The following is a 25,250-nucleotide window of genomic DNA, read 5'->3' as shown; positions in this document are numbered from 1 at the left end:
GTGGCGCTAAGCCTTGGCTTCAGTAGTATCTGGCATCTCAGAGTTCGAACTATGCTGGCCCTTCCCCGCACGCCTGCGGGCACGCCCGGGTTTAAATTTTCTCGTCAGCAGTAACAGGCTTAATGTCGACGCATACAATGCTGGCTCAATCCAACCTGATTTTACCGACCAATAGAAATGTAACGGAATCAGCAAGGCACATAGATAAATCAGGTTATGCAACTTCTGCCAATTTCTTCCCATTTTTCTTCTGAGATAATTAATTGAGGTGACCGCCAGCGCCAATAAAATAGTAAAGCCGATCGCACCAACGACAATATATGGACGTTCGATAATCTCTTTTGCCAGCAATCCAAAGTCAAATAACAAATCAAAAGAAAGATAGGCCAGGATATGTAAACTCGCATAGAAGAAACAGTAAAGTCCCAGCAGTCTTCTGGTTTGAAGTAAAAAGCCCATTTTTCCGTATTTGGCCAAAGGCGAGACAACCAGGGTTATTACCAACAGATTTAACGCGCCCATGCCGGTGAAATGGATAATCCGCTCAACAGGTTCAGCACCCAGTTGTCCGGAAAGAACTGCCAGAATCAACCACACCAAGGCTCCCAACGCAGCCATGTGCATCATCAGCTTAATGGTAAACAGACCTCTTTTACCCACTCGCATCAATAGTACTTCCTCAAATCCACTCCCTGATAAAGTCCGGCGACCTGTTCTCCATAGCCGTTAAACATCTCTGTCGGTATTCGGGTTGCTGAAAACAGTCCCCCCGGGCCTATGCGCCGCTCGCTCGCCTGAGACCATCTGGGGTGATCTACCTGTGGGTTAACATTGGCCAGAAATCCATACTCATGGGGAGCCAATTGATTCCAGCTGGTAGGGGGCTGTCTTTGAGTCACTTTAATGGTGACGATGGACTTAATGCTTTTGAAGCCGTACTTCCAGGGTACCACCAGCCTGATAGGCGCACCGTTCTGTGGTGGCAGTGTCTTACCGTATAGCCCTACCGCCAGAAAGCTCAGCTCATTCATTGCCTCACCCAGAGTCAGGCCTTCGACGTAGGGGTAGTGGATTCCACCGCCCATTAAACGGTTACGCTGCCCTGGCATCTGACTCCTGTCAAACAGGGTTTCAAATGCCACATATTTGCCCTCAGGTTTGATACCTGCCTTGTTAAGAATCGTTGCCAGGGGAAAACCCACCCAGGGGATCACCATAGACCAGGCTTCCACGCAGCGAAGTCGGTAAATCCGTTCTTCCAGCGCAAATTTATACAGGTCGTCATAACCAAGAGTTAAAGGGGTATCCACCTCACCTTCAACCCTGAGCACCCAGGGTTCAACTTTAAAGCCCTGTGCATTGGCTGCGGGATCAGCTTTGTCCGTGCCAAACTCATAAAAGTTGTTATGACCTGAAACCTTATCAAAAGGCGTCAGCTCCTGACCGCCTGCAGAGAATGCTGCTGGCTGGGTATAGGTCAGCGGACTGGTGGCAAACACCTCTTTATTATCTTCACCAAACAGATCAAATAAGCCCGCTTGCACATGGCCTGGCAAACTGGCTCCAATGGCACCCAGCCCCATGGCTTTGATAATCTGGCGACGACTTTTAAAGACTTCCTGAGGCGTCACCTCACTTTCTTTCATCTGCCAGGACGCTTGTTTCAGTATCCCGCGTGTAAATTTTGTGCTCATAGCTACTTCCAGAGTCCACTTCAGTTACTGATAAGACAGTATAAATCCAATATTTCTTTCTTCAGTTTGGCAAAATTCTGGCAAAACAATGGTTATCTGAGGATAACTTGGTCAAATAGCCCCACAATACTTGAAGCTACCCCGTCCGCCATGCCAATCTTGGCGCATCCATACTAAATTCAAACAGTTTCGAGCTTCAGGGATGCCAATCGATTTCACTCAATTCTCCATCGCCAATATCATTATCCTGCTGGCCGTGGGTATCCTTTTTCTGATGTTGGGCGCTTTGCTCAATCAAAAGTTCACCCGCGCACGCTGGCAACAATTTCGTGAACAGATGGAGACCAGTCACCTGACGGAAATCAATAAACTGCAGCAGGAACTGGAACATACGCAGCTGCAGCAGGATCAGCTCACAGATGAATTGCACTTTTGTCGCCAAAAGCTTGAAAAACAATCAATAGAGCTGGGTAAAGCCAGCGTAAAAGCAGATCGCACAGATAATCTGGAGACCCTGCTGGAAGCCAAAACCAACGCCTTCAATGAAGCCAGACTGGCACTGTCCAATGAACAGGCCAATGCCAAACAACTGGAAGTAAAATTTGAAGCCAGAGAACAGGCACTAGAGGACAAGATAGCGCTGCTTGAATCTGCCGAAGCCAGGCTCAAAACTCAATTCGAACACCTGGCTCAGAGGATCTTCGAAGAGCGCAGTGAAAACTTCCGCCAGCAGAATGTTCATCAACTGGATGGCGTACTTGGCCCGCTCAAGCAGCAGCTTGAGGGTTTCCGTCAGCAAATAAATGAATCCAATAATCAGGCCCAAACGGAGCGCAGCTCACTGAAGTTTCAGCTGGAACAACTGAAAACCATGAATCGTCAGATGAGTGAGGATGCCATTAACCTGACCAAAGCACTCAAAGGTGACAACAAACAGTTGGGCAACTGGGGCGAAGTGATTCTTGAGCGGGTGCTGCAGGAAAGCGGCCTGCGTGAAGGTCATGAATACCACACACAAATGGACCTGAAAAATGATCAGGGTAAACGCTACAAACCGGATGTGATTGTCCATCTTCCCGAAGGTAAGGATGTGGTGATCGACGCCAAAATGTCCTTGCTTGCCTATGAGCGTTACTACAACAGTCAGGATGAAGTGGAAAAATCCCAGGCTCTGCGCGATCATGTAATTTCAGTGCGCAGTCATATTCGTGGGCTGGGACAGAAAGATTACCAACAGTTGCACGGTCTGAAGAGTCTGGACTATGTGCTTATGTTTATCCCTATCGAACCTGCTTTTTTGTTGGCGATAGAGGAAGACCCCCAACTGGTTAACTACGCGCTGGAACAAAATATCATGTTGGTGAGTCCAACCAATCTGTTGGTGGCTTTGCGAACCATACACAATATATGGCGCTATGAGCATCAAAGTCAGAATGCTCAGATGATCGCCAAACAGGCCGGCCGCATATACGACAAACTGTGTGGTTATGTAGAGGAGATGGATAAACTGGGCCGCAGCCTGGATACCGCTCAACGCAGCTATCAAAGCGCCCTTGGCAAACTGTCTAGCGGTAAAGGCAACCTGATACGACAGGCGCAACAGATGAAGCAACTTGGCGCCATCACCAGTAAACAACTGGATAAAAACCTGCTGGAGACAGCCCTCAAAGATGATGAGCAGGCCCCGGAGAACTCAGACGGGGAATAAAAGGATATAAATCATGCTGAAGCAGTTACTTGGCATATTGGGATTGGTCTCTTTCAGTATGGGATTGACCACCACTTCTGCTGCCGCAGGGCTGACGGCGCAGCAACAGGCTTATCTTGACGCAAGAGAAGCTCAGGAACAGGGAAACTCAGCCAGATATCAAATCCTCAGAAAGCAACTGGGCGATTACCCTCTGACTGTCTATCTGGATTATCACGATAAACAGGATGATATTTTGCGTCAGTCAGGCCCAAAGGCGGCTATCTCTCTCGCTGCTTTCGCGCAAACACCTCTGTACAACACGTTAAAACACCGATACCTGCAAAGGGCCGGTAAACAAAAACGCTGGAAAGACTTTCTGGCGATTAGCCCCAAGCTCCCCAGAGATACCGAACTCCAGTGCTATTACTACCGAGCAAAACTGCAAAACGGTGATCCCAATTTAGCCTGGGTCGGTGCCAAAAACCTTTGGCTCCATGGCTACTCCCAACCTGACGCCTGTGATGTGCTGTTCAGCGAATGGACCAAGGCGGGTAAGCGCTCTCAGGATTTGGTCTGGCAACGTATGATGCTGGCATTTGATTCGGGCCAATACAGTCTGATGAGCTGGTTATCCCGCAAGGTTACCGGCCATAAACAAGATGCAGAAGCCCTGGTTCAGGTATACAGGGACCCAAGACGCCTGCGTCATATCAACCGATATATGGGCTCAGGTGAGTATAAGGAAGATATCGTCGCCGCCGGTCTCAAACGTTTGGCCAGAAAGGATCTGGAACAGGCGGTAAGACTCTATTTGAAATATCAGAAAGCGGATCGCTTTACCGAACATGAGTCCCGAAAGCTCAACCGCTATCTGGTGAGGCGCGCGCTTATCAGGCAGGAAGAATCACTGTCAGATCACGTTGATACCATGCTGCCACTGCTGGGCTCTGACGACCTGACAGAAATGCGCCTGCGCTGGGCAATACGCAACGGTGACAATCAGGTTATCGAAAAGACTTTGCCCCTGCTCAGTGACACTGCCGCCGCCAGCGCCCGTTGGCAATTCTGGCAGGCAAGAATGATGAAAGATCCCGCCAGGCGTTCCGACAGCCTGGCTAAGCTGGCAACCCAAAGAAACTTCTATGGCTTTATGGCCGCCAACAGTCAGGGGTTACCGATCAACCTCAACCAGGTCACACCAGCGGAAGATCAGGCTGCTCAGCAAAAACTGGCAAAAGACGCCGCCTGGCTCAGAGTTGTTGAACTGCAGGCGTTGGATAAACACTATGATGCCAGAGTTGAATGGCGCCAGTTGCTGGCCCGGGTCAACCAAGAGGAGAGAACTCAGTACACCCTGATGGCCGGTGACAATAACTGGCCGGCTATGGGGGTTCAGGGCACAATTCAGGGCAAACTGTGGAACCATGTATCACAGAGATTCCCTCTCGCCCACGAAGGGGAATTCAATGCGGCAGCAACACGACACAAGGTCAATGGTGATGAACTCAGAGCCATCGCCCGGCGGGAAAGTGCCTTTTACCCAAGAGCCAGGTCCGGTGTTGGTGCCAGAGGCCTGATGCAACTCATGCCTGCTACTGCCAAAGAAACCGCAAGGAAGCACAAGCTTAAATACCGTCGCCAGAGTGATCTCTATGATGTGGGCCTGAATGTAAAACTGGGCAGCGCCTATTACGCAGGTCTGCTGAAGCAGTTCGACCAGAACCGCATTCTGGCAACCGCGGCTTATAATGCCGGTCCCCACAGGGTAACCGCCTGGTTAAAACGGACTGACGGCAAGCTGGATGCGGTCTCCTTTATTGAGTCCATCCCCTTCAGGGAAACCCGTGAGTATGTGCAAGCAGTGTTCAGCTATCGCCTGATATATGAGGAACTGGCAGGTAAAACCACCACACCTCTGTTATCCGATGCAGAACAATCCGCCAGTTATTGATACAAGTAGAACAAGCCTCACTCACGAGGCTTGTTGTGTTGTTTAATCAAAAAGGGCCAACTAAAAACGTCACAAATTTTGAAAAAACACCGCTACTGAGTCAGAATCTCTAGCAGTAACCTCGTAAAAAATAACAAATACCGGGGCAACATGCCTTCTTTGGGAAGAATACTGAAAAGTCTCAGGAGGAGACATGTCCGAACAGATCAAACAACTCATCACTCAGCTGGATCAGGTACTGCTCGGTAAAACCGAGCATATCAAGCTCGCTGTGGCCTGCATTCTGGCCAGAGGCCATCTCCTCATCGAAGATCTCCCAGGTATGGGCAAAACCAGTCTCTCTCAAGCAATGGCCCAAAGTCTGGGTTTCAGTTACCAACGTATTCAGTTCACCAGTGACCTCCTGCCTGCCGATATTCTCGGCGTCACCATATTCGACAAACATGAAAGTCAGTTTGTGTTTCACCCCGGGCCCATCTTCAAACAGATGGTTCTGGCCGATGAGATTAACCGTGCCAGCCCCAAAACCCAAAGCGCGCTGCTGGAAGCGATGGCGGAGCATCAAATCACGGTTGACGGCACCACACACAGGCTGCCAACGCCATTTTTCGTGATTGCCACCCAGAACCCCACTGAGCAATCCGGTACTTTTCCCCTTCCTGAGTCTCAGCTTGACCGATTCCTGATGCGCCTCTCCATTGGCTACCCCTCCCTGGACGCCGAACTGGCTATGCTCAAGGGAGAGGGACTGAGCAGCTATAATGACACCCTGCCCCAATGTATGTCACCGGCAGACCTGCTTAAGCTGCAGGAGCAGACGGACAACATCTCAGTCTCCGATGCGCTGCTCAGGTACTTACTGTCTCTGGTGGAAGCATCAAGGCAACAAAACGAAGGTTATGGCCTTTCTCCCCGGGCCAGTAAGGCACTGCTGCAGGCCGCCAAAGCCTGGGCACTTATTCAGGGGCGAAACTATCTGATCCCGGAAGATGTTCAGGCGGTGTTTACCCCGGTAGCCCAACACAGAATGCGTTCAAGCAGTCAGGCTCAGGGGGAAACCATATGCAACCGTATACTGTCTGAGGTTAACCCGATCCAATGACAGTGAGCACCCGAACTGCCCACTCAGGATTCTGGCAGCGATGGCTGGCCAGGCGCCTGCCTGCGGCCCGGGAACACACTCTGACCCACAAAGGCATCTTTATTCTGCCTACCGGGTTCGGCGTATTTTGGTTGCTCTTGGTGCTGCTGCTGTTTTTATTCGGTACCAATTATCAGAATAATCTGGTCATAGGCCTGGCCATGTTGATGGCCAGTATCTTTAACACCTGTCTTATCTTTGGCTATCGCAATCTGGCGGGACTGACAATCAAGGGGCACTGGCCAGCTCAGGTTTATGCAGGGGAAACACTGGCGATGCCTATTCAACTGGAGTCGTCACATGCCAGCTGGCAGGTAGGACTCAACTACCCCAAAAACCGAATTGCTGAGATCACCCGGATTACAGATTCTGCCGTGGAGGTGCTGGTCCCTGTGCGCCATACCCAAAGAGGCCGGATGAACCCGGGCAGAGTGAGAATCTCCTCCTGTTACCCCATGGGACTGTGCCGTGCATGGTCACATCTGGATATGGCTATGTCGCCATTGGTGTTCGCCAAACCTGAAAAACCTGATGATAAGCGCAGCTACATGGACTTTCATGGCAATGATGACGTCAACGGCGGTAATCAGCTTAATGGTGTGGATGAATTCAGCGGCCTGAGAGATTACATCCGCGGTGAGTCTTTGAAACAGGTGGCCTGGAAGCAACTGGCTCAGGGACGGGGCATGTTGACCAAACAGTTTGAGCAGCCTCAGGGCGAGGCGATTTGGCTGGTGCTGCCAGGAGCTGATACAGAGCTGGAGAAGCGTCTCAGTGCGCTCAGTTACCTGGTGGAGTATTTCAGTCGTGACCAACACCTGTTTGGGTTGGAATTGAACGGCGAGCAGGTTGCGCCCGGTGCAGATGAATCCCACAGACTTGCCTGTCAGGAGGCTATCGCCCTGTATGGAGAAAACGCCTGATGCTTCCCTTTTCTCTGCCCTGGAAAAATAAAGACAGGACCCCGGTAGATAAATCTCCCCAGGCGCTGATCCCCCGTATTACGTCATTTTGGCTGCTCATCATCAACGTCGCAGTCTTGACCCCCCTTTACGACGAGTTAACCCCCTGGACCCTGGCTATCTGTGCCATCTGCTTTGTGTGGCGAATCGGTATTTTCCTCGGCAAAGTCGCCAAGCCACCAAGGTTGTTGGTAAGCATTCTGGCCATGGCTTCTGCTGCTACCCTGCTGCTCATCACGGGCCAACTTGGCACCCTGAGCGCCCTGATCAACCTGTTGATTCTTGGTTACGCCCTGAAGTACATCGAAATGCGGCAACGCAGAGACGTAAAAACCATCATATTGGTTGGTTATTTTTTGGTGGCACTGGCCTTTATCGATAACCAGTCCATTCTCAATACCCTGCTCCTTGCGGTTGTCACCATAATCAACACTGGCGGCCTGGTCAGCCTGTATCAGGGTAAAACCCGCCCTCTTGACCCTTTGTTGGGCTCAGCCAGTATCACGCTGCTCAGCTTACCTTTGGCTGGTTTGTTGTTTCTGGTGCTTCCCAGGTTTTCTCCTCTGTGGATGGTGCCGGATACCGACTCTGCAACGACGGGCCTCTCTGACAGTGTTCGCCCCGGGGATATCAGCAACCTGACCCGCAGTGCCGAGTTGGCATTCAGAGTGACCTTTCAGGGACCTGTGCCCAGCAATGACCGCCTCTATTGGCGCGCTCTGGTGATGGACTCCTACGATGGTAAAGAGTGGCGTCAGAATCCCAGGGTTAAGGCATTGCAGAACAATGCGCCCAATATTCCCAACCAAAGACCCAGACCCATGGGCGGCTCATACGGCTATCAGGTCATTGCTGAACCCAGCGGAACCCATTGGCTGTTCAGTCTGGATCTGGGTTATAGCGAAAGCCGTGGCGTGGTGAATATGAGCAACTCCCGGCTGTTTGCGCTGCGCCGTATTGAGCAGCAATTCGGCTATGATGTCACCTCCTATCCCAATGCCATTAGGGACCCCATGTTGTCCGCATTGGAAAGACATACCAATTTGACTCTGCCGCCGGACATTAACCCCAGAGCCAGAGCCTACGGTCAGCAGCTGAGGGAGGCTTTTCCCGACCCTGCGCAGCGCATGCAAGCTGTGATGGAAAGGTTCGCTCAGGAGCCTTTCTACTACACCCTTAAGCCACCGCGCATCGGCAGCAACCAGGTAGATGACTTTCTGTTTGATAACCGCAGTGGTTTTTGCGTCCATTACGCCTCTGCCATGGTGGTGGTGGCGCGGGCATCCGGTCTGCCCGCCCGCATGGTTAACGGTTATCAGGGGGGCGAATATAACGCTGCAGCAGGTTACATGAGTGTTTACCAGTATATGGCTCATGCCTGGGTCGAGGTGTGGATCCCTTCAGAGGGGTGGGTCACTTTCGACCCCACTGCCATGGTCGCCCCTGAGCGCGTGCTGGATGGATTTGACGCTGTATTTAAGCCAGAGGACAGTTACCTGCTGGATAACCCTCTGTCCAGCCTGAGGCTGAAAAACTGGCCCCTGTTGAACGAACTTCGAATGCAGTTGGCCAGTCTGGATTATTACTGGAGCGTGTGGGTACTGGGATTCAACGCCAACAAGCAGAGACAACTGTTCAGAGAGCTATTGGGACAGGCCTCTACAGAGCGAATTGGCTTGTTTATGTTGGGCGGTATTATTTGCGTGCTTATGCTGATTGCCTGGTATACCGGCTTACTCAGTTTGCCCAAAAGACGGGATAAACTACAGCGTAAATACCACAAGCTGCTGCATGCCCTGAAGCGTCTGGGTGTAAACCTGAATATCTCGGATGGGCCACGCACAGTGGCGCACAAAGTCAGTCGGTTCAATCCCAACTGGCAAGAGTCAATTACCTCTCTTGCCAATGAGTTCGAACAGCTTGAGTTTAATCCCGCCCTGACCGACAGGCAGAGGAAGGAGATGAGAAAACACTGTCTGCAACAGATAGAGAGACTGCTGATCCTGGTGACACTGCAGCGCACTACTCCGACACTAATGGGAGAACTGCCGCTGAAACAGGGCAAATAAAAGTCAAAGGCACCACTTGCGTTCCGCCGTTATTGAACGTAACAAATCAAACACATAGAATGGCTTTCTGGCCCTTTACTCACGCCTTTCATGCTGCATCATATCCAGTCCAACCAAATGGAACTGCTGTCAGAAAAACTGGCACAATTGCTGACTATTCCCAGCGGTGCCTCCCTGCTCACTCAGGACCAAATTCTGGTACAAAGCCCGGGTATGTCTACCTGGCTTCGACTGGAGATCGCCAAACACAATGGCATTGCAGCCGCGCAGGAGTTTCCCCTGCCCTCCAGTTTTATCTGGAAGCTCTGTTATTGGCTCCTTGAAGGCGTCCCCGAAGAGAACCCCTTTACCAAAGCAGCCATGACCTGGAAGCTGATGGCGATTTTGCCCGGCCTGACCGACAGGGATAACTTCGCGCCTCTGCGCCACTATTTGGCTACCGCTGAAGGAAAACGGGCAGAGGGGAAAGCGGCAGACCAGCAAGCAGATGAGCTTAAGTTGTTCCAACTGGCGGCCAGAATCGCCGATATTTTCGACCAGTATCTGGTCTATCGACCTGATTGGATCCTGGGGTGGGAAGCCAATGAACAGCCAATTGAACTCAGCCCGGAACAAAACTGGCAGCCGGAGCTGTGGCGTGAACTGGTTAACTATAACAATCAGGCGTTGGGGCAGAGTCATTACCACAGGGCCAATCTGCACCAGGCATTGATCGATGCCCTGCAGGATCCCAACCATAGCCTGAAGGGGCTGCCGCCAAGACTGTTTGTATTCGGGATCAGCTCCATGGCGCCACAAACCCTGGATGTACTGCATGCACTGGCCGGGCGAATGGATGTCTTTATGCTGAGTCTAAGTCCCTGTCGTCACTACTGGGGCGATATTGTCGATCCCAAAGCCAGAGCCAGAATGTCTCTGGTCTACAATGAGAAAAAACAGCTGCCTGAGCTGTGGGAGTCCAGCCTCGAGGTGGGAAACCCACTGCTGGCCAATAATGGCAAGATGGGCCGCGAAATGCTGGATCTGGTGCTTGAGCTGGAGCCTGACAATCTTGAGCTCCATGAGTTTTATCAGGAGCCGGACTACAGCTCACTGCTCAGAGGGGTGCAGTCGGACATACTGGAGATGGAAACCCTTGGGGAAACTCTGGGACCGGACGCCTCCTCTTATCTGAATCTGCATAAACGCCGTATATTGAGCCCGGATGATAACTCCATTGCCCTGCGCAGCTGTCACAGCCCGCTTCGGGAAGTGGAAACCCTGCACGACCACCTGCTGCACATGCTTAAGCTCAATCCTGATCTGCATCCCCGTGACATAGTGGTGATGCTGCCGGATGTTGCAGCCTATGCCCCTTATATCGATGCCGTGTTTTCCGCCAAACATGGGGATCACTATATCCCATACGCCATTGCCGACCGCGGCGCCGCTCAGGAATCGCCGTTAATCTCCAGCTTCCTTAATCTGCTGGGACTGGACAAGAGTCGTTTCGGTCTGTCTGAGGTGTTGTCTGTACTGGAAGTACCAGCAGTGATGGCCAGATTCAATATTGCCGATGATGAGCTTGAGCAGCTTAAGCTGTGGCTCAATAATGCCGGCGTACGCTGGGGACGTAATCAGCAAGCCAGTGAGCAGCAGGGACTTCCCGCCTTCGATAAACACTCATGGGCCTTTGGTATTCGCCGCATGATCCTCGGTTATGCGCTGGGGGATGAAGAGGCCCTCTATCATGGCGATCTGCCACTGCCCGGTATTGAAGGTCAGGCCGCTCAGTCACTGGGTAAGCTGCTTAACTTTATCGAAGCGCTGGACAGCGCCCGTGAGGCACTGTGCCAGGATGCAGATGCACTGTCACGCACCACGCAATTGGTCGAGCTGCTGGATACCTTTTACCTGGCCCAGCCTCAGGAGGACAAGGTCCGGGATGATCTGAATGAGATCCGTGCTGCCATAGATAAATTTGGCAATGAAGTTGCCCAGTCCGGCTTTAATGCGCCCGTGTCACTGCGCGTGATTAATCAGTGGTTTAACTCCGCCCTCACGGAAAGTCGTGTGGGTCAGCGATATCTGGCCGGCAGCGTCAACTTCTGTACCCTGATGCCCATGCGTTCCATCCCCTTTCAGCTGGTCTGCCTGCTTGGAATGAACGATGGAGTCTATCCCAGAGTCCAATATCCGGTTGGCTTTGACCTGATGGCCCACCATGGTGCCCGTAAAGGTGACCGCTCCCGTCGTATGGACGACAGATACCTGTTCCTGGAAGCCCTGTTATCAGCGCGAAGTCAGCTGTATATCAGTTACATCGGCCACAGTGAGCGGGATAACAGCGAGCGTATCCCCTCTATGCTGGTCTCTGAGTTGGTTGAATATTGCCAGCTCTGTTACCGCACCGACGCTTTCCAACCTGACAATGAGGTCGATGAAAATTCCGGGCCAGGCGAATTGGCCAAAGCGGGTAATGACGCCGCAGATGCCCTGCTTGAGCAACTGCTGGTACATCTGCCTTTGCAACCCTTTGATGGGCGCCTTTACAGCGATAAAGGCGATAACCTGCCACGCAGCTTTGCGCCTCAATGGTGCCCAGTGGTCACCACAGCAGAGCCAGGCCATACCGCCTTTGTCTGCCAGCCTTTAAACAACGCCGAAGGCATAGGCCTGGACGAGCTGCCAGCCAGTGAACTAGAGCTGCAGGCGCTGATCCGCTTCTATCGCAGCCCGGCCCAGTATTTCTGCCAGCGGACGTTGAAAGTGGATCTCAGCCTTGAGCTGGAAGCCTCTGAAGATGATGAGCCGTTTGAGCTTAATAACCTTGAGCGCTATCAGCTCCAGTTGTGGATGATTGAGGATGCACTCAAGTCAGATACCGGCGAAATCAGCGACAGTCTTATCGACAGGGTTAGAGCCGATGGTCATCTGCCTATGGCACCTTTTGATAATCTGCTGCTGTCTCAGTACCGCAGAGATATCTCCTATGTAGTGGGCCGCACCCGCTATATGCGAGGGTATGAACATGAAAAGCCCGTGCCTGAGCCCTCACCCCTGGATATCGATATCCAGTTGCAGCACACTGGTCAAAACGGCGAACAAACCCTGAGCCTGATTGGTCGCATCGATGAAGTTTATCCCAAAGGGCTTATCAATTTCCGCCCGGGAACGGCTAAACCCAAAGATCTGTTGAGGGTTTATTTAAGACACCTGTGCCTCAACGCTAAGGGCCATAATAAAGCGTCATATCTGCTGGATATGGGCCATTTCCATGCGTTCGCCGCCATTGATGCAGACAAGGCCAAAGGCCTGCTGCAGCAATTGTGCGATCTGTTTTTCAAAGGACAGGCCAAGCCCCTGCCCTTTATGGCCAAAACCTCATGGGCCTTGATTGAGGAAGTGTATAAGCAGGAAGAGCAAGATATGTCAGGGGCAATCCTGTCGCTTGAGAGTGTCTGGGTTGATGACAATGGCTTTGGCGATGGCGCGGATCCCTACAACGCCAGACTGTTCCAGTTCCCGGAAGATTTTACGGGCAGTGCTCAAACCGACTTTGCTCCACTGGCGATGACGATCCTTAAGCCCCTTATCAGCCTGCACCACACAGACAAGCTCTCAGAGCTGGCCAATTTTGTTGAAGGAGGTCAGTGATGACAGCTACCAGCGTTCAGTCTTTAAACCCACTGACCCTGCCCCTGTGCGACAGACGTTTGATTGAAGCCAGTGCGGGAACGGGTAAAACCTACACCATTTCAGGTCTCTATTTGCGTTTGCTGCTGGGTCATGGCGGCGTTAATCCCCTGACCTGTGAGCAGATCCTGGTGGTTACCTTTACCAATGCCGCCACAGAGGAACTCAGAGACAGAATTCGTCGCCGAATTAAGCTGTGCTATCAAAGATTCCTCGGCCTGCCGGTGGATGATTCCTTTATCAATCAGCTGTTTGATGACTGCGCCCCTGAGGCGCGACATATCGCCCTCAGACGTCTGGATCTGGCACTTAAGTCGCTGGATGAAGCGGCTATCTTCACCATTCACGGTTTTTGCCAACGTATTCTGGCGGATATGGCCTTTGAATCGGCACTCCTGTTTGAGTCCGAATTCACGCTGGATGACAGTCAGTATCTGGCCCAGAGCGTCCGGGACTTCTGGCGTTACACCTGTTACCAGTTGCCGGAGGCGCTCGCTGCAGCAATCGCCGCCAAATTCAGTACTCCCGATGATCTTGGCAGACAGCTGCGACCTTTGCTCGGTGCCAGTCAGGCGAAAGCCAGCAAGCAGCCCCAGAACTTCAGTAAATTGCAGGAGCAACTGACCACTCAAATCAGCCGGCTGAAACTGGCCTGGCCCAGAGAGCGGGGGCAGGTTGAGAAACTGCTGCACAGCCTGCCACTGAACGGCACCAGCTATGGCAAACAAGCCGATGGCTACCCCAAGCTTGCCAGAATGCTGGATGAGATGGACAACTGGGTAAAGTTTTACTCAGGCCTGCCTGATCCCAAACTGATGACCAGTCTGTCACTATCCGGTCTTAAGCTTAAAAAAGGCGGCGTGATACCAACCGCCGAAGAGGCCCCGGTACTGGCACAAATTGAGTCCCTGGCAGAAGCCATTACCAACATGCTGCCGGCATTCCTTTATGAAGCCCGCGCTTTGGTGGACTCCCGCTTTCATGAGCTAAAAGCCGAACGCAACCTGATGAGCCCGGACGATCTGCTGCTTACCCTGGCACGGGCGATAGGCTTTAGCTCGGGCGTCGATGCGGATGCCATGGAGCAAGTGGCAGCTCTGCTTAAAGTTAGTATCGCCAAACGTTTCCCTGTAGCGCTGATTGATGAATTTCAGGATACGGATCCTCTGCAATACGCTATCTTTTCGGGCATCTATCCTGCCTGTAAACAAGAGGCAGATACAGATACAAATACCAACACACCTAAACCAAGCACTGATGGTCAAAATCAATCCAATACCCTACTGATGATTGGCGATCCCAAGCAGGCGATTTATGCCTTCCGGGGGGCGGATATCTTCACCTATATCGGTGCCAGAAAAGAAACAGATCATCACTATAACCTGGGTACCAACTACCGCTCGGCTCACGCTATGGTCGATGCGGTTAACTCAGTATTCAGCCTGAGTGACGATCCCTTTATCAGCGAGGCTATCCCTTTTGAATCTGTGGCCGCTGCCGATCGAGGTACCAAGCTGCTGCGTGAGCCAAATTCTGATGGCCGGGCACTGAAAATCCGTATGCTGGCCGAGCACAGTGAAAAAGGCCTGAATAAAACCAACGCCAGAAAATTACTGGCAGAAGATGCCGCCGAAGAGATCTCAAGGCTGCTGAACGCCGCTCAGGAAGGTCAATGCCAGCTTGCCAACAAGGATAAGCCGGAAAAAGACCGACCGCTCAAAGCCAAAGATATCGCCGTACTGGTTCGTGACAGAAACGAAGCAGCTGTGATGCAAAACGCCCTGCAGGCACGCCATATTGGCGCAGTATTCCTCAGTCGCGACAGTGTGCTTAATACCGATGAAGCCAGAGAGATGCTGCTGATTTTGCGCGCTCTGGCAACGCCGAGGGACGAGCGAGCGATTCGCTCTGCCCTGGCCTGTCGCCTGCTTGGCTTCGATGGCCACCGTATCCATGAGTTTAATCAGTCTGAAACACTGAGAAGTGAAGTGCTAGACCAGTTTATGCAGCTGCATGAGCACTGGGCCCGGCGAGGTATTATGCCGGCACTGCTGATGTTGGCCGATAAATATCAGCTGCTTGAGCGACTTGCCACACAAGCGAATGCTGAACGTCGCCTGACCGATTTCAGACATCTGGCAGAGCTGCTGCAACAGCAATCTGCTGAGCTGGATGGACAGAGTGCTCTGATCAATTGGTTCGAACAGGCGATGGCGCAATCGGCCAATGGCGAAGAGCAGCAACTGCGTTTGGCCAGCGAGCAGAATCTGGTGCAGATTGTCACCATTCACAAGAGTAAGGGGCTGGAATACCCGGTCTGCTTTATTCCCTTCGTCAGTCTTGCCCGGGACAACAGCCGTCGCCCTTCTCCCATGCTTTACCACAAAGGCGAAGAACTGATCTGGGATCTGGATGCTACAGACGACGCCTGGGAAGCAGCTAAACAGGAAACCCTGGCGGAAGATCTGCGCCTGCTGTATGTGGCACTGACCCGGCCCGTGTATCGCTGTTATCTTTCTGTCGCCAACCACTGTCGTATGAACAAATCAGGAATAAACAGCTTCCTGAAGGACACGGCCATTGGCTATCTGCTGGGCATTACCGACAAGTCCTGTGATGCTCAGGCGATAGAGCAGGCGGTGCTTCGACTCACAGGTGTTGATAGCGGTCATGGCACCAGCAGTGAATGTATCAGTAGCGAATGGATAAACGATGAGATACCCCAAACTCCTCTGACCCAGACAGACACTGACTCAGAGCAGCAATTTGCCCCTCTGACTCCAGCATCAAGGCTGGGGACGCCCTGGCGTGTGGGCAGCTACTCTGGCCTAGTAAGGCACCTGCCCCACGAACACACAGCGCCGGGCGCAGGTGACGAAGACCTCAGCGATGAAGTGGTAGTGGAAGAGGAGCAAGCCGAGCCCGAGGCCAGCCGCTTTACCTTTGAACGTGGCGCCAATGCCGGCTCCTTCATGCACCTGGTATTGGAGGAGATTGATTTCACCAACGCCGAAGCCGATTTGCCACTTAAGCTGCCAACCTGTATGGCCAAATATGGCATAGATGAAGTCTGGCAGCCCGTGCTTAACGACTGGTATCTGGATCTGTTGCACTCACCGCTGCAGTTAACCCAAGAGCAAAGCCTTACCCTGTCTCAACTGCCGAATGAACAGAAACTGGTGGAGATGGAGTTTTACCTGCCTCTGGGCACTCAAGATAAAGATTCAGAGATACAGGACATCGCCCTGTCACGACTGCTTTCCCGCTTCGGTTATGGCGGCGAGCTTAAGTTCGATGCGTTTTGCGGCATGCTCAAAGGCTTTATCGATTTAACCTTTGAGCATCAGGGACGCTTCTATATTGCCGACTATAAATCCAATCACCTGGGTGATGACTTTGATGCCTATTCACAGGTGAATATGAGTGGTGCCATCAGCGGTCACAGATACGATTTGCAGTACATTCTTTACACCCTGGCGCTGCACAGATACCTGGAATTGAAATTGCCCGATTACAGCTATCAAAAGCATATTGGTGGCTGTTTCTACCTTTTTCTTCGCGGTATGTCCGCCGCTAATCCCGGTACAGGCGTGTATTTCGATAAGCCGGATGAAGCCCTGATCCTGGCACTGGATGAATTGCTGAAGGGCGAGACCCAGACTCAGCAGGATGATCAATTGGAGTTTGACCTATGATGACCTCCGGCATGCCGATGGCTGCACTTTTAAAACAGCTGGAGGAAACCCGCCTGTTGACCCCGCTCGACCGTCACTTTGCCTTGCAAATGGCGGCGATACATAAAGAAGACTCGGAGCTGTTTGTCCTTATCTGCGCCCTGCTGAGCAAGCAATTGTCCGCCCAGCACGCCTGTTTGCCGCTGGACGCTATCCAGCTGACCAATCCATTTCTGGAAAGGCAGGCCAGCGTCTCTTTCCAGCTGGATGTTAATGGCCTGACCCAGGCAGTTGCTGACTTTGCCGCGGTAGGCGCTCCGGGAGACAACTGTCCGCTTATCCTTGACGGTCATCGCCTCTATCTTAAGCGTTATCATGACTTTGAGCAGCGGGTATCCCGGCGTCTGCTGGATATGGCACAAACCAGCTTTAGTGCCGATGATTCAGTAACGGGCGCCCTTTCGCTGCTGTTTCCCATGCACTCAGCCACTCCCAACAGTGATGACATTGACTGGCAGAAGGTGGCTACCGCCACAGCCTTCAGTCAGAAACTGTCGATTATCACCGGCGGGCCAGGCACAGGTAAAACCACCACGGTGACCAAGCTTTTGATGCTGCTTTGCCTCAGTGGCCAGATGGTGATCCGGCTGGTTGCCCCGACGGGTAAAGCTGCGGCTCGTTTGACTGAATCAATCAAGGCGTCAAAACAAAAACTCAAGGCAGAGCTGGCCGGAGTCGCGGATGAACTGAACTTGACTGCCATTGACCGCATTCCTGAAGAGGCGGCCACACTGCACCGGCTGCTTGGGGTGATCCCCGGCTCCCATCAATTCCGTCACCATAAAGACAACCCACTGCATCTGGATCTGCTGATCGTGGATGAGGCCTCAATGGTCGACCTGCCTATGATGGACAGATTACTCGATGCCCTGCCAGCGCATGCCAGATTAATTCTGCTGGGGGATCAGGATCAGCTGGCATCGGTGGAAGCCGGTGCTGTACTGGCCGATATCTGTGCCGGGCTGCGTACCTCAGAGGGTGGCTGGCAGATGCGTTACACAGCGCCATTTGCAAGCGACTTAAGCCTGCTGACCGGCTATGACATGACACCTTTTGGCACTGCGCACCCGGGTATTGGCAATAACCTGTGTATGCTGCGTAGAAGCCACAGATTCCAGGGTGATGCCGGCATTGGCGTGCTGGCCAAAGCGGTAAACCAGTGCGATAAACAAGGCATAATGAAAGCCTGGCAGGCAGGATACAGCGAACTTCACTGGATTGAACACGGCGCACAGAAACAGGGGCTGACTCAGCTGCTGAAGCTGGCCTGTGAACAGTATCGCGACTATCTGGAAGTGATGCACAGACCCGACTTCGACCCCATGTCCATTATCGACAGATACAACAACTACCGGATTTTGTGTGCCACCCGCGCCGGTGAATATGGTGTGGAAGGGATCAATGCCCATGTCAGTGCCGCCCTCAAACAGGCGGGATTAATCAATCCGTCTCAGGAGTTCTTCCCCGGCAGGCCTGTAATTATTCAAAGTAACGATTACAACCTGGGGCTGTTTAACGGGGATATTGGTATTATTCTGCCCTGCCATGAAAGCAAGCGCTTAATGGCTCACTTTATTCAGGCCGATGGCAGTGTCCTCAAGGTACTGCCCGCTCGCCTGCCGGGTCATGAAACCTGTTTTGCCATGACAGTACACAAGTCTCAGGGCAGTGAGTTTGCCTCTGTGTCTTTGGTGTTGCCGCCAAGCCCCAGCCCGGCACAAAGGCAACTTTTGACCAAAGAACTTGTCTACACAGCCATTACCCGGGCCAAACAATACTTCACCTGTCTGGGCAGCCAGCGGGTATTTGAAGATGCCAGTATGCAAAGAACGACCAGGGCGTCAGGTCTGGCCCAGCGTTTATGGCAGGCATAAGCGGATATCGGCAGAGACAGACGCAAAAAGATCAATAAACAAAGTCGCATGGCGACAATATCATCAGGCATGACTTGCCCGTGTCCCGTAAGCCCCATAAACTGGCGGCAATTAAAGGGTACGGGCACGCTGGAGAACGAATGACCCAATACAATTTGCTTTTGCTGTGCGGTGGCGGTGGTAGTGAACACGCTATCTCTTTGATGTCAGCAGGCTATGTGAAAACCAACCTGGAATCCCTGAGCAACTTTGATGTGCTGTGGCTGGAACTGCTGGAAGATGGCCGTTATCGCCTTGAAGATGGCAACTTCGCCCGTCTGACCGCCGACAAACAAGTGGTATTTGACGATGCCAGTAAAGCCCCCTGGCCGGTGGACTATGTGGTGCCCTGTATTCACGGTTATCCCGGCGAAACAGGCGATATTCAATCCTGGTTCGATATGATTAAACTGCCCTACTTTGGTTGCGGCGGTGAGGCCAGCGTCAACTGTTTTAACAAGGTGACGGCCAAAATGTGGTTCTCGGCGCTGGGCATTCCCAACACCCCATACCTGTTTCTGGATGAGCCAGGCGAACTGGCCGAGGCGCAGACCAAGGTCGCCCTCGAAGAGTGGGGTTCAGTGTTTATCAAGGCAGCCTCTCAGGGCTCTTCTGTGGGCTGTTACAAGGTGGACAAGGCAGAAGAGATTGCTGCTGTGCTCAATGAGGCTTTCACTTACAGCCCTTATGTCATCGTGGAAAAAACCATTGTGGCCAGAGAGCTGGAAGTCGCGGCTTATGAGTACGAAGGTGAAGTGATCGCCACCCTGCCCGGTGAGATCGTCTGCGCCGGCAATACCTTCTACAGCTTTGAAGAGAAATACGACAGCAAGAGCCAGGCGGTGACTCATGTGCAGGCGCCGGATCTGGCCCCTGAAGTTGCAGAGCAGATCCGCAGCTATGCCATCAAAGCCTTCAAAGGAATGAAACTGCGCCACCTGTCCCGTATCGATTTCTTCCTGACTCAGGATGATGAGATCCTGCTCAACGAAATCAACACCTTCCCGGGTATGACGCCAATCTCCATGTTCCCCAAAATGCTTCAGGGACACGGTCATGATTTTGCGCGTTTTTTGGAGCAGAATATTCTGGCTCAGTTGCAGGCTAAATAAGCTTTTCAAGCGAGCCTGAGATAGTAAAAATCCAGCCTCATGACGTCTCAGGGGCTAGATTTTTTATTGCCGGAATATTATCAGTTCAGCCTGAACTCCTTCAGCATGGCGCTTTGCTGCTCCGCCAGTTCAGACAGGAAGTTGGAAGCCTGACTGGACTCCTCAATACCACACACATTTTGATTAATCGCCTCGCGGATGCCATTCAGGGACTGACTGATCTCCTCTGATGCCCTGGACTGCTGCTCAGCGGCCACAGACATTTCGGTGGCACTTTGGTTGATATCAGTCACAGAGCCCTGAATGTTGACCAGCTTTTCCACCGCCTGGCGAGAGGTATCCCTCACCTCATCCACCTGATGTAAGCAGCCAACTACTTTGGTCTGTGCATCATCAGATTGCAGCTGTAATTCAGTGATAATTTGCTTGATATGCTCAGTAGAAGATTGAGTTTTGGCAGCCAGCGCCCTGACCTCATCGGCAACCACAGCAAAACCACGCCCCATGTTTCCTGCCCTTGCTGCCTCGATGGCTGCATTCAGCGCCAGCAGATTGGTTTGGTCCGAGATATTGCTGATAACCGTCACCACTTCCGCAATGCTGTGGCAACGCTCTTTAAGCAACTCAACTACCGCAGCGGTATCGTTCAACTGGGCAGTGAGGCTGTCAGCTCTTTGGTTATTATGCTCAACGATAGCACGCCCCTCACCACAGGCATCCAGAGCAGCATTAGCCCGCGACTCAGTGCTTCTGGCAGACTTAGCCACCACCTCAGAAGAGATGGACATCTGGGTCACCGCCGTCGCAATCTGCTCCACCTGGCAATTTTGCTCTTCTGCGTTGGCGCTGCTTTGTACCATCACAGCCGCCAGCTCGGTGGCTGATGAAGAGACCTCTGTGCTTTGGTCCAGTATCTTCTGCATTACCGCTTTCATTGCAGCCATGCTGGTATCGGCATTGGCAGCAAGCCTCGCCAGCGCATTGCGTCCCTCAATCCCTGTCCCCTGACTAAAATCGCGATTAGCCATGGCTTCCAGCGTCTGTCCCAGTACGCCAAAGATATGTACAAAGTGGCGGGCGATATAGATACAGAAGATAATAGCCAGCAGCGCTGCGAATAACCAGGCGCCGAACTGGATCTTAATCACCTGGGAGATACTTTCCCCGGTCGCCCCGTTATAACCTGCCCGAACATCTGCATGACGTTCAATAACAGAGACCAGATGCCCTCTTATCGTGCTCGCCAATTCCTGCCTTTCATTAGCTAACCGAGTAAGCTCGCGGTGGAAGTGAAGAAACTCAGCATTGGTTTGTCCATATTCCAGATAAACCTTGTCGTGGAAGCTCTTTACCGCGGGAACCCTGATATACCTTTGCAGGAGCTCACCGGCATTACGATATCTGCGCTCAAGTTCAGCATAAGTTGATGCATCACGCATAAAGTAGATCTGGGTCAGATTGGAGTAGTACCAGTCAAATTGGGAGGTGAGCTCAGCAGCTTCCCTGTGCCAGAGATTAAGGTCTAAGTCAGTGTTAACCGCAGCATACGCGGCCACTTCAGACTCCATCTGCATCAATGGATACCAAAGCGAGGGGGTTTCATTACTCCAGCGATGACCGAATTTCTCGATATAGCTGACAGTGGCAGACATGGTCTCCACATAGTCATGCATCAACTCAATCACCTTTCTGAGCTCACCCCGGCTGGCTTCCGTCATATTAGGGTTATCAATCAGATTCTCTGTCGCCTGCTGCTCAAGCTTATCTGCAAGTTTATTCAACCGGGACAGCATGACTGGCATATCCTTCACCTGGGCCCGAAGAATATCCCGGGTCAGTATACGGATACCTCCCCAATCATGATCCAGTTCAGAGGCAAACTCTGAGCGGGCAGCCGTGTTGTCTACCAGTCCATTGTTTTGCTCTACCTTGTTCAGCTCCATGGTGATCACGCCAGCCACACAGGCAAACAGCAACAAGGTTATCAATACAGGTAACAACAGGAGTTTATTGAGGGACAGATTGGTCAACCAACTAGGTATTTTCAGCGTCGAATTCATAGCAGTCACCAGCGGGGTGAAAAGTGGAGAGAAAAACGTGAAGCACTCTTGTGTGCTCCATCAACCAAGCCATAGGCGACCCGTAAACAGAACCACTGAAAAGCAGAATACAAAGCTGTGATCTTCCACGCTGATTTAATGGGATTTTTGATTTTTCTAGAACTGATGGGAATAAGTTTTCCCCCTCTAAAAACCACTGGTTCTTGCAGGCTGCCGGATGTACGAGGATATTAAAAAGCCCCCGGAACAAACTTGGTTCAGGTATGGCAAACGGCGCTGTAATAGATACTGTGTATGCGGGCGGCGCATACCGTGTGGAAAAACGCAGTGGTAAAGACAGGCGTGTTAAAACCTGCAACTGGCAGGGGTATGAGCGCAGAGCTCCCTGTTGTCGGCGCAGTCAGTCCTTCGCCACCAAGCATATAGATGAAACAGTTTAATACTCAGCGTACAGGCAACAAAAAACCACCCGAAGGTGGTTAGTGATGCAGTTACCCATAGAATCACTTGGATGGCAACTGACCAGGCTTTCTCAGCAGCTTAATCCAGAACGTAAGCTCCAGTACCACTCCCAAAGCCACCAGCCCCCACGTTCCATAAACTGAGCCGGACATATAGAAAAGTAATGCGCCAATCAGCAAAATGGTCAGCATCAGATAGTGTGCGAACAATTCCATGTTCTCCTCCGTCCTTTCCAAGGTTAAAGACAGAGTATCAGGCGTGTCCGATTATGCCAACTTATGCCTCAGGCTCGACCAATCCCAGCCTGAACATGACTTCACTGATAATACCCAGCGAAATCAGGGACCAGCAGCCCAGAATATAGCCATTTAACAGGGTGGACACTGCGCCAAGCAGCATGGCAGACATTATCAAATAACGGATAGCGGTTTTCATGGAAAATCTCTCCCTGATCTTCCCCCTTGTGACAACAGGCCACACAGGAGTAACAAAGCATCCTTTCTTTGTGGTATTTCACTGGCTTACCCTCAATTTCCAGCCAGTTCTACTGCATACCGGTCAAATCAAAGCTAGACCGCTAAATATCAGGCGTCAAATTTCGTTAGAAAAAAATTTGTCTTTCTGGATCATAAAGTTAGGCATTTCCCTTACTTTTTGTCTGGAATAAAAACTCAGAAACACACTATCAATATGTTTTATAAAGAATTATTTAGGTTAAGCCTATCGTCAGGAGAAAATTACAAGCCATAAAAAAAGCCCGCGTTATCGCGGGCTTTCATTATCAGTTCAATGGCTTAAGTGCCTGCTGACTGTAATACAGAGAAACGTCTTTGATATCCGCATCAGTCAAGCCCATTGCCTGAGCCTGCATAATAGGGTTTACCCGTTTTCCTGTCTTGAACTCCACCAACTGCTTCACCAGATAAGCGCCTTTTTGGCCATCCAGTGATGGATAGAGTTTCATTACCTTCAACATGCCTTCACCATGACAGGCTACGCAGCGGCTTTGGGCTATGGTTTGGCCCTTGGCGATGTCCGCCTTATGCTCCATGACGGCGGCAGGGATTTCAGCATTGAGTTTATTCAGTGCCTTGTTGAAATCATCGTGTTCCATCGCAGTGGCCAGGTTACTGGTCGCCAATGCTGCCAGTACAGCCAAAGACAGTTTCAATTTCATCATATCAATCCGTCCTTAGCTCTGCGGCAGAGGTGGCTGCTGATCAGCAGGCAGTGGCATACGGCGGAACTTACTCATATCCACCTCGTTCTCACCATAATAGGTTGAAAGGTAATCCAGTACCGGGTCCCAGGTATCAGACAGATCCCACAGGCCCTGAGTGTCTACCATCCACTGGATAGTTTCACGCCATACCTTACGGTTGCCAGGGTTTTGGGGAATGATGCTGCTGGTGTGACAGGCATTACACTGGTAGTTCACCTGCTCCCAACCCGGCGCCATAATCAAACCTGATTTGGGGTCGACCGGATACTCTTTGGCGGCAGCCATGCCTGACAGCGTCAGTGCAAGGCCGGCAAATATCCATTTTGCAGCCTTGTCCATCACACTACCCTCACGGCAATGCGGTGACAGCCATTGAACAGATAACCTTTAGGGTTCCACTGAGGCTGAACCACAGGCTGAGTCACACCCTGATCATCGGTGGCACGGGCCCAGATTTCATAGTAACCGGCCATTGGCAGATCCAGGTCAATCTCCCACTGCTGCCATGCGGTTTTGTTTACCGGCTTGGTCAGCTTGGCTTTGCGCCAGGTGGCACCATAGTCATAGCTCACTTCCATCTCGGTCACATCACGCATACCAGCCCAGGCATGACCACGGACAGTCAGGGTCTTGCCCTCTTTCAGCTCGGTACCGGTTTCCGGGTAGGTGATCAGCGACTTAACGATCATTTCTTCGATAATCTTAAAGTCTTCGTTTGGTACCTTCTCGCCCGGAGCGACCGGATATTCAGGCACGCGGTAAGCTGGAGATTCCATCTTCTTACCATCGTGGACCTTGTTACGGATGCTGATACCTGTGGCAGACTTGTGGGATACAGAACCCGGACGACCACCAAACACGATACGCAGCGGATAACCGTGCATATATGGAATGTCTTCGCCATTCATCGCCCAGGCGATCAGCGCATCATCATTCAGTGCTGCTTCGATAGGTACGCCACGGGAAATCGCCTCACCTTTACCACTCAGGTGCAGGTCGGCGCCATGGTGACCTGTATACACAGCATCATCTTTCACACCACAGTCTTTCAGTACGTCACGCACCAGTACACCAGTCCATTCAGCACAGAATACGGCAGCATTGGTCCACTGGTTACCTTTGGCGTTAGGGAAGAATTCGCTGCGGCTGTTACCACCACACTCAATGGTCAGCTTGAGAGTATGGGTCTTGAACTTTTTCTTCAGATCATCAATGGAGTAAGTCTTTGGCGTCTTACAGGACTCACCATCTACGGTGAAGGTCCACTTCTTGGGATCGATATTTTCAAAGTCAGGTAGCTGACCGTTCCAGCGGATAAAAGCCACATCAGCTGGCGTAGTCACCGGATCCAGCATGTGCTCTGGAGGCTGAGCATTCACCGGGTTGGTGTTCAGAATATTAAAGTAACTGGGCAGATCAGCTGCACTTTTCCAGGTCAGTGCAGAGACATCCAATGGCGCAACACCTTCAGGACGGTTGGCGGCATATACCCAGTTAATTGGCATCATGGATGCTACTGACGTGGCAACAGCACCCTTCAAAAATACACGTCTATCGATTGCCAT

Annotated in this window: 18 protein-coding genes; 10 read left to right on the top strand and 8 right to left on the bottom strand. The window is 51.9% G+C overall.

Features of this window, described 5'->3' with window-relative positions:
- Positions 1–6 precede the first annotated feature (6 nt).
- Together msrQ and msrP are read right to left on the bottom strand one after the other, a co-directional pair.
- A complete protein-coding gene (msrQ, locus tag L2725_RS14000; RefSeq protein WP_249249512.1) occupies positions 7–666 on the bottom strand; it encodes a protein-methionine-sulfoxide reductase heme-binding subunit MsrQ in 660 nt (219 codons plus the stop codon).
- Entirely contained in the window at positions 666–1,694 is a 1,029-nt protein-coding gene (gene msrP / locus L2725_RS13995) for a protein-methionine-sulfoxide reductase catalytic subunit MsrP (RefSeq protein WP_249249511.1), read from the bottom strand. The genes msrQ and msrP overlap by 1 nt, the downstream gene beginning before the upstream one ends.
- A gap of 208 nt (positions 1,695–1,902) precedes the next feature.
- On the opposite strand from msrP, the gene rmuC reads away from it, so the two are divergent.
- The 9 genes from rmuC to L2725_RS13950 all read left to right on the top strand — a co-directional run bounded on the left by rmuC (position 1,903) and on the right by L2725_RS13950 (position 19,941).
- Positions 1,903–3,402: a DNA recombination protein RmuC gene (rmuC, locus tag L2725_RS13990; protein WP_249249630.1), complete on the top strand. Its 1,500-nt coding sequence runs from the start codon at positions 1,903–1,905 to the stop codon at positions 3,400–3,402.
- Between the two features lie 13 nt (positions 3,403–3,415).
- Positions 3,416–5,335 carry a transglycosylase SLT domain-containing protein gene (locus L2725_RS13985; RefSeq protein WP_249249510.1) on the top strand — a complete coding sequence of 640 codons (1,920 nt, stop codon included), beginning with the start codon at positions 3,416–3,418 and terminating at the stop codon, positions 5,333–5,335.
- A 193-nt stretch (positions 5,336–5,528) separates the two neighbouring features.
- Positions 5,529–6,437, top strand: coding sequence for an AAA family ATPase (locus tag L2725_RS13980; RefSeq protein ID WP_115137800.1), 909 nt, complete (start codon positions 5,529–5,531; stop codon positions 6,435–6,437).
- A complete protein-coding gene (locus L2725_RS13975; RefSeq protein WP_249249509.1) occupies positions 6,434–7,399 on the top strand; it encodes a DUF58 domain-containing protein in 966 nt (321 codons plus the stop codon). The genes L2725_RS13980 and L2725_RS13975 overlap by 4 nt, the downstream gene beginning before the upstream one ends.
- A complete protein-coding gene (locus L2725_RS13970) occupies positions 7,399–9,507 on the top strand; it encodes a transglutaminase TgpA family protein (protein ID WP_249249508.1) in 2,109 nt (702 codons plus the stop codon). The genes L2725_RS13975 and L2725_RS13970 overlap by 1 nt, the downstream gene beginning before the upstream one ends.
- Before the next feature lie 90 nt (positions 9,508–9,597).
- Entirely contained in the window at positions 9,598–13,143 is a 3,546-nt protein-coding gene (gene recC, locus L2725_RS13965) for an exodeoxyribonuclease V subunit gamma (protein ID WP_249249507.1), read from the top strand.
- Positions 13,143–16,877, top strand: coding sequence for an exodeoxyribonuclease V subunit beta (gene recB / locus L2725_RS13960; protein ID WP_249249506.1), 3,735 nt, complete (start codon positions 13,143–13,145; stop codon positions 16,875–16,877). The genes recC and recB overlap by 1 nt, the downstream gene beginning before the upstream one ends.
- On the top strand, positions 16,874–18,790 hold the full coding sequence (recD, locus tag L2725_RS13955; protein ID WP_249249505.1) for an exodeoxyribonuclease V subunit alpha: 1,917 nt from the start codon (positions 16,874–16,876) through the stop codon (positions 18,788–18,790). Before recB ends, recD begins: the two co-directional genes overlap by 4 nt.
- 140 nt (positions 18,791–18,930) lie before the next feature.
- On the top strand, positions 18,931–19,941 hold the full coding sequence (locus L2725_RS13950) for a D-alanine--D-alanine ligase (protein ID WP_249249504.1): 1,011 nt from the start codon (positions 18,931–18,933) through the stop codon (positions 19,939–19,941).
- Positions 19,942–20,021: 80 nt separating this feature from the next.
- Here the strand turns inward: L2725_RS13950 and L2725_RS13945 are convergent, their stop codons facing one another.
- Positions 20,022–22,001, bottom strand: coding sequence for a methyl-accepting chemotaxis protein (locus tag L2725_RS13945; protein WP_249249502.1), 1,980 nt, complete (start codon positions 21,999–22,001; stop codon positions 20,022–20,024).
- Positions 22,002–22,264: 263 nt separating this feature from the next.
- Here L2725_RS13945 and L2725_RS13940 point away from each other — a divergent pair, with 263 nt between their 5' ends.
- The gene (locus L2725_RS13940) at positions 22,265–22,441 is read left to right on the top strand and encodes a hypothetical protein (protein WP_248937174.1); all 177 of its coding nucleotides are present in this window, start codon (positions 22,265–22,267) and stop codon (positions 22,439–22,441) included.
- Positions 22,442–22,504: 63 nt separating this feature from the next.
- Here L2725_RS13940 and L2725_RS13935 read toward each other — a convergent pair whose 3' ends face one another.
- From L2725_RS13935 to L2725_RS13915, 5 genes are all read right to left on the bottom strand, one after another.
- Complete coding sequence (locus L2725_RS13935) at positions 22,505–22,678, bottom strand: hypothetical protein (RefSeq protein WP_249249501.1); 174 nt, start codon at positions 22,676–22,678, stop codon at positions 22,505–22,507.
- Positions 22,679–22,739: 61 nt separating this feature from the next.
- Positions 22,740–22,898: a hypothetical protein gene (locus L2725_RS13930; protein ID WP_248937172.1), complete on the bottom strand. Its 159-nt coding sequence runs from the start codon at positions 22,896–22,898 to the stop codon at positions 22,740–22,742.
- A 346-nt stretch (positions 22,899–23,244) separates the two neighbouring features.
- Complete coding sequence (locus L2725_RS13925; RefSeq protein ID WP_249249500.1) at positions 23,245–23,643, bottom strand: c-type cytochrome; 399 nt, start codon at positions 23,641–23,643, stop codon at positions 23,245–23,247.
- Between the two features lie 12 nt (positions 23,644–23,655).
- Complete coding sequence (locus L2725_RS13920; protein ID WP_249249499.1) at positions 23,656–24,024, bottom strand: cytochrome C; 369 nt, start codon at positions 24,022–24,024, stop codon at positions 23,656–23,658.
- On the bottom strand, positions 24,024–25,250 hold the full coding sequence (locus tag L2725_RS13915; RefSeq protein ID WP_249249498.1) for a sulfite oxidase: 1,227 nt from the start codon (positions 25,248–25,250) through the stop codon (positions 24,024–24,026). Before L2725_RS13915 ends, L2725_RS13920 begins: the two co-directional genes overlap by 1 nt.

Source organism: Shewanella corallii, from assembly GCF_023349125.1.
GTDB lineage: Bacteria > Pseudomonadota > Gammaproteobacteria > Enterobacterales > Shewanellaceae > Shewanella > Shewanella corallii.
Note: the sequence above shows the minus strand (reverse complement) of the source record. Positions and strands in the feature narration are given on the sequence as shown.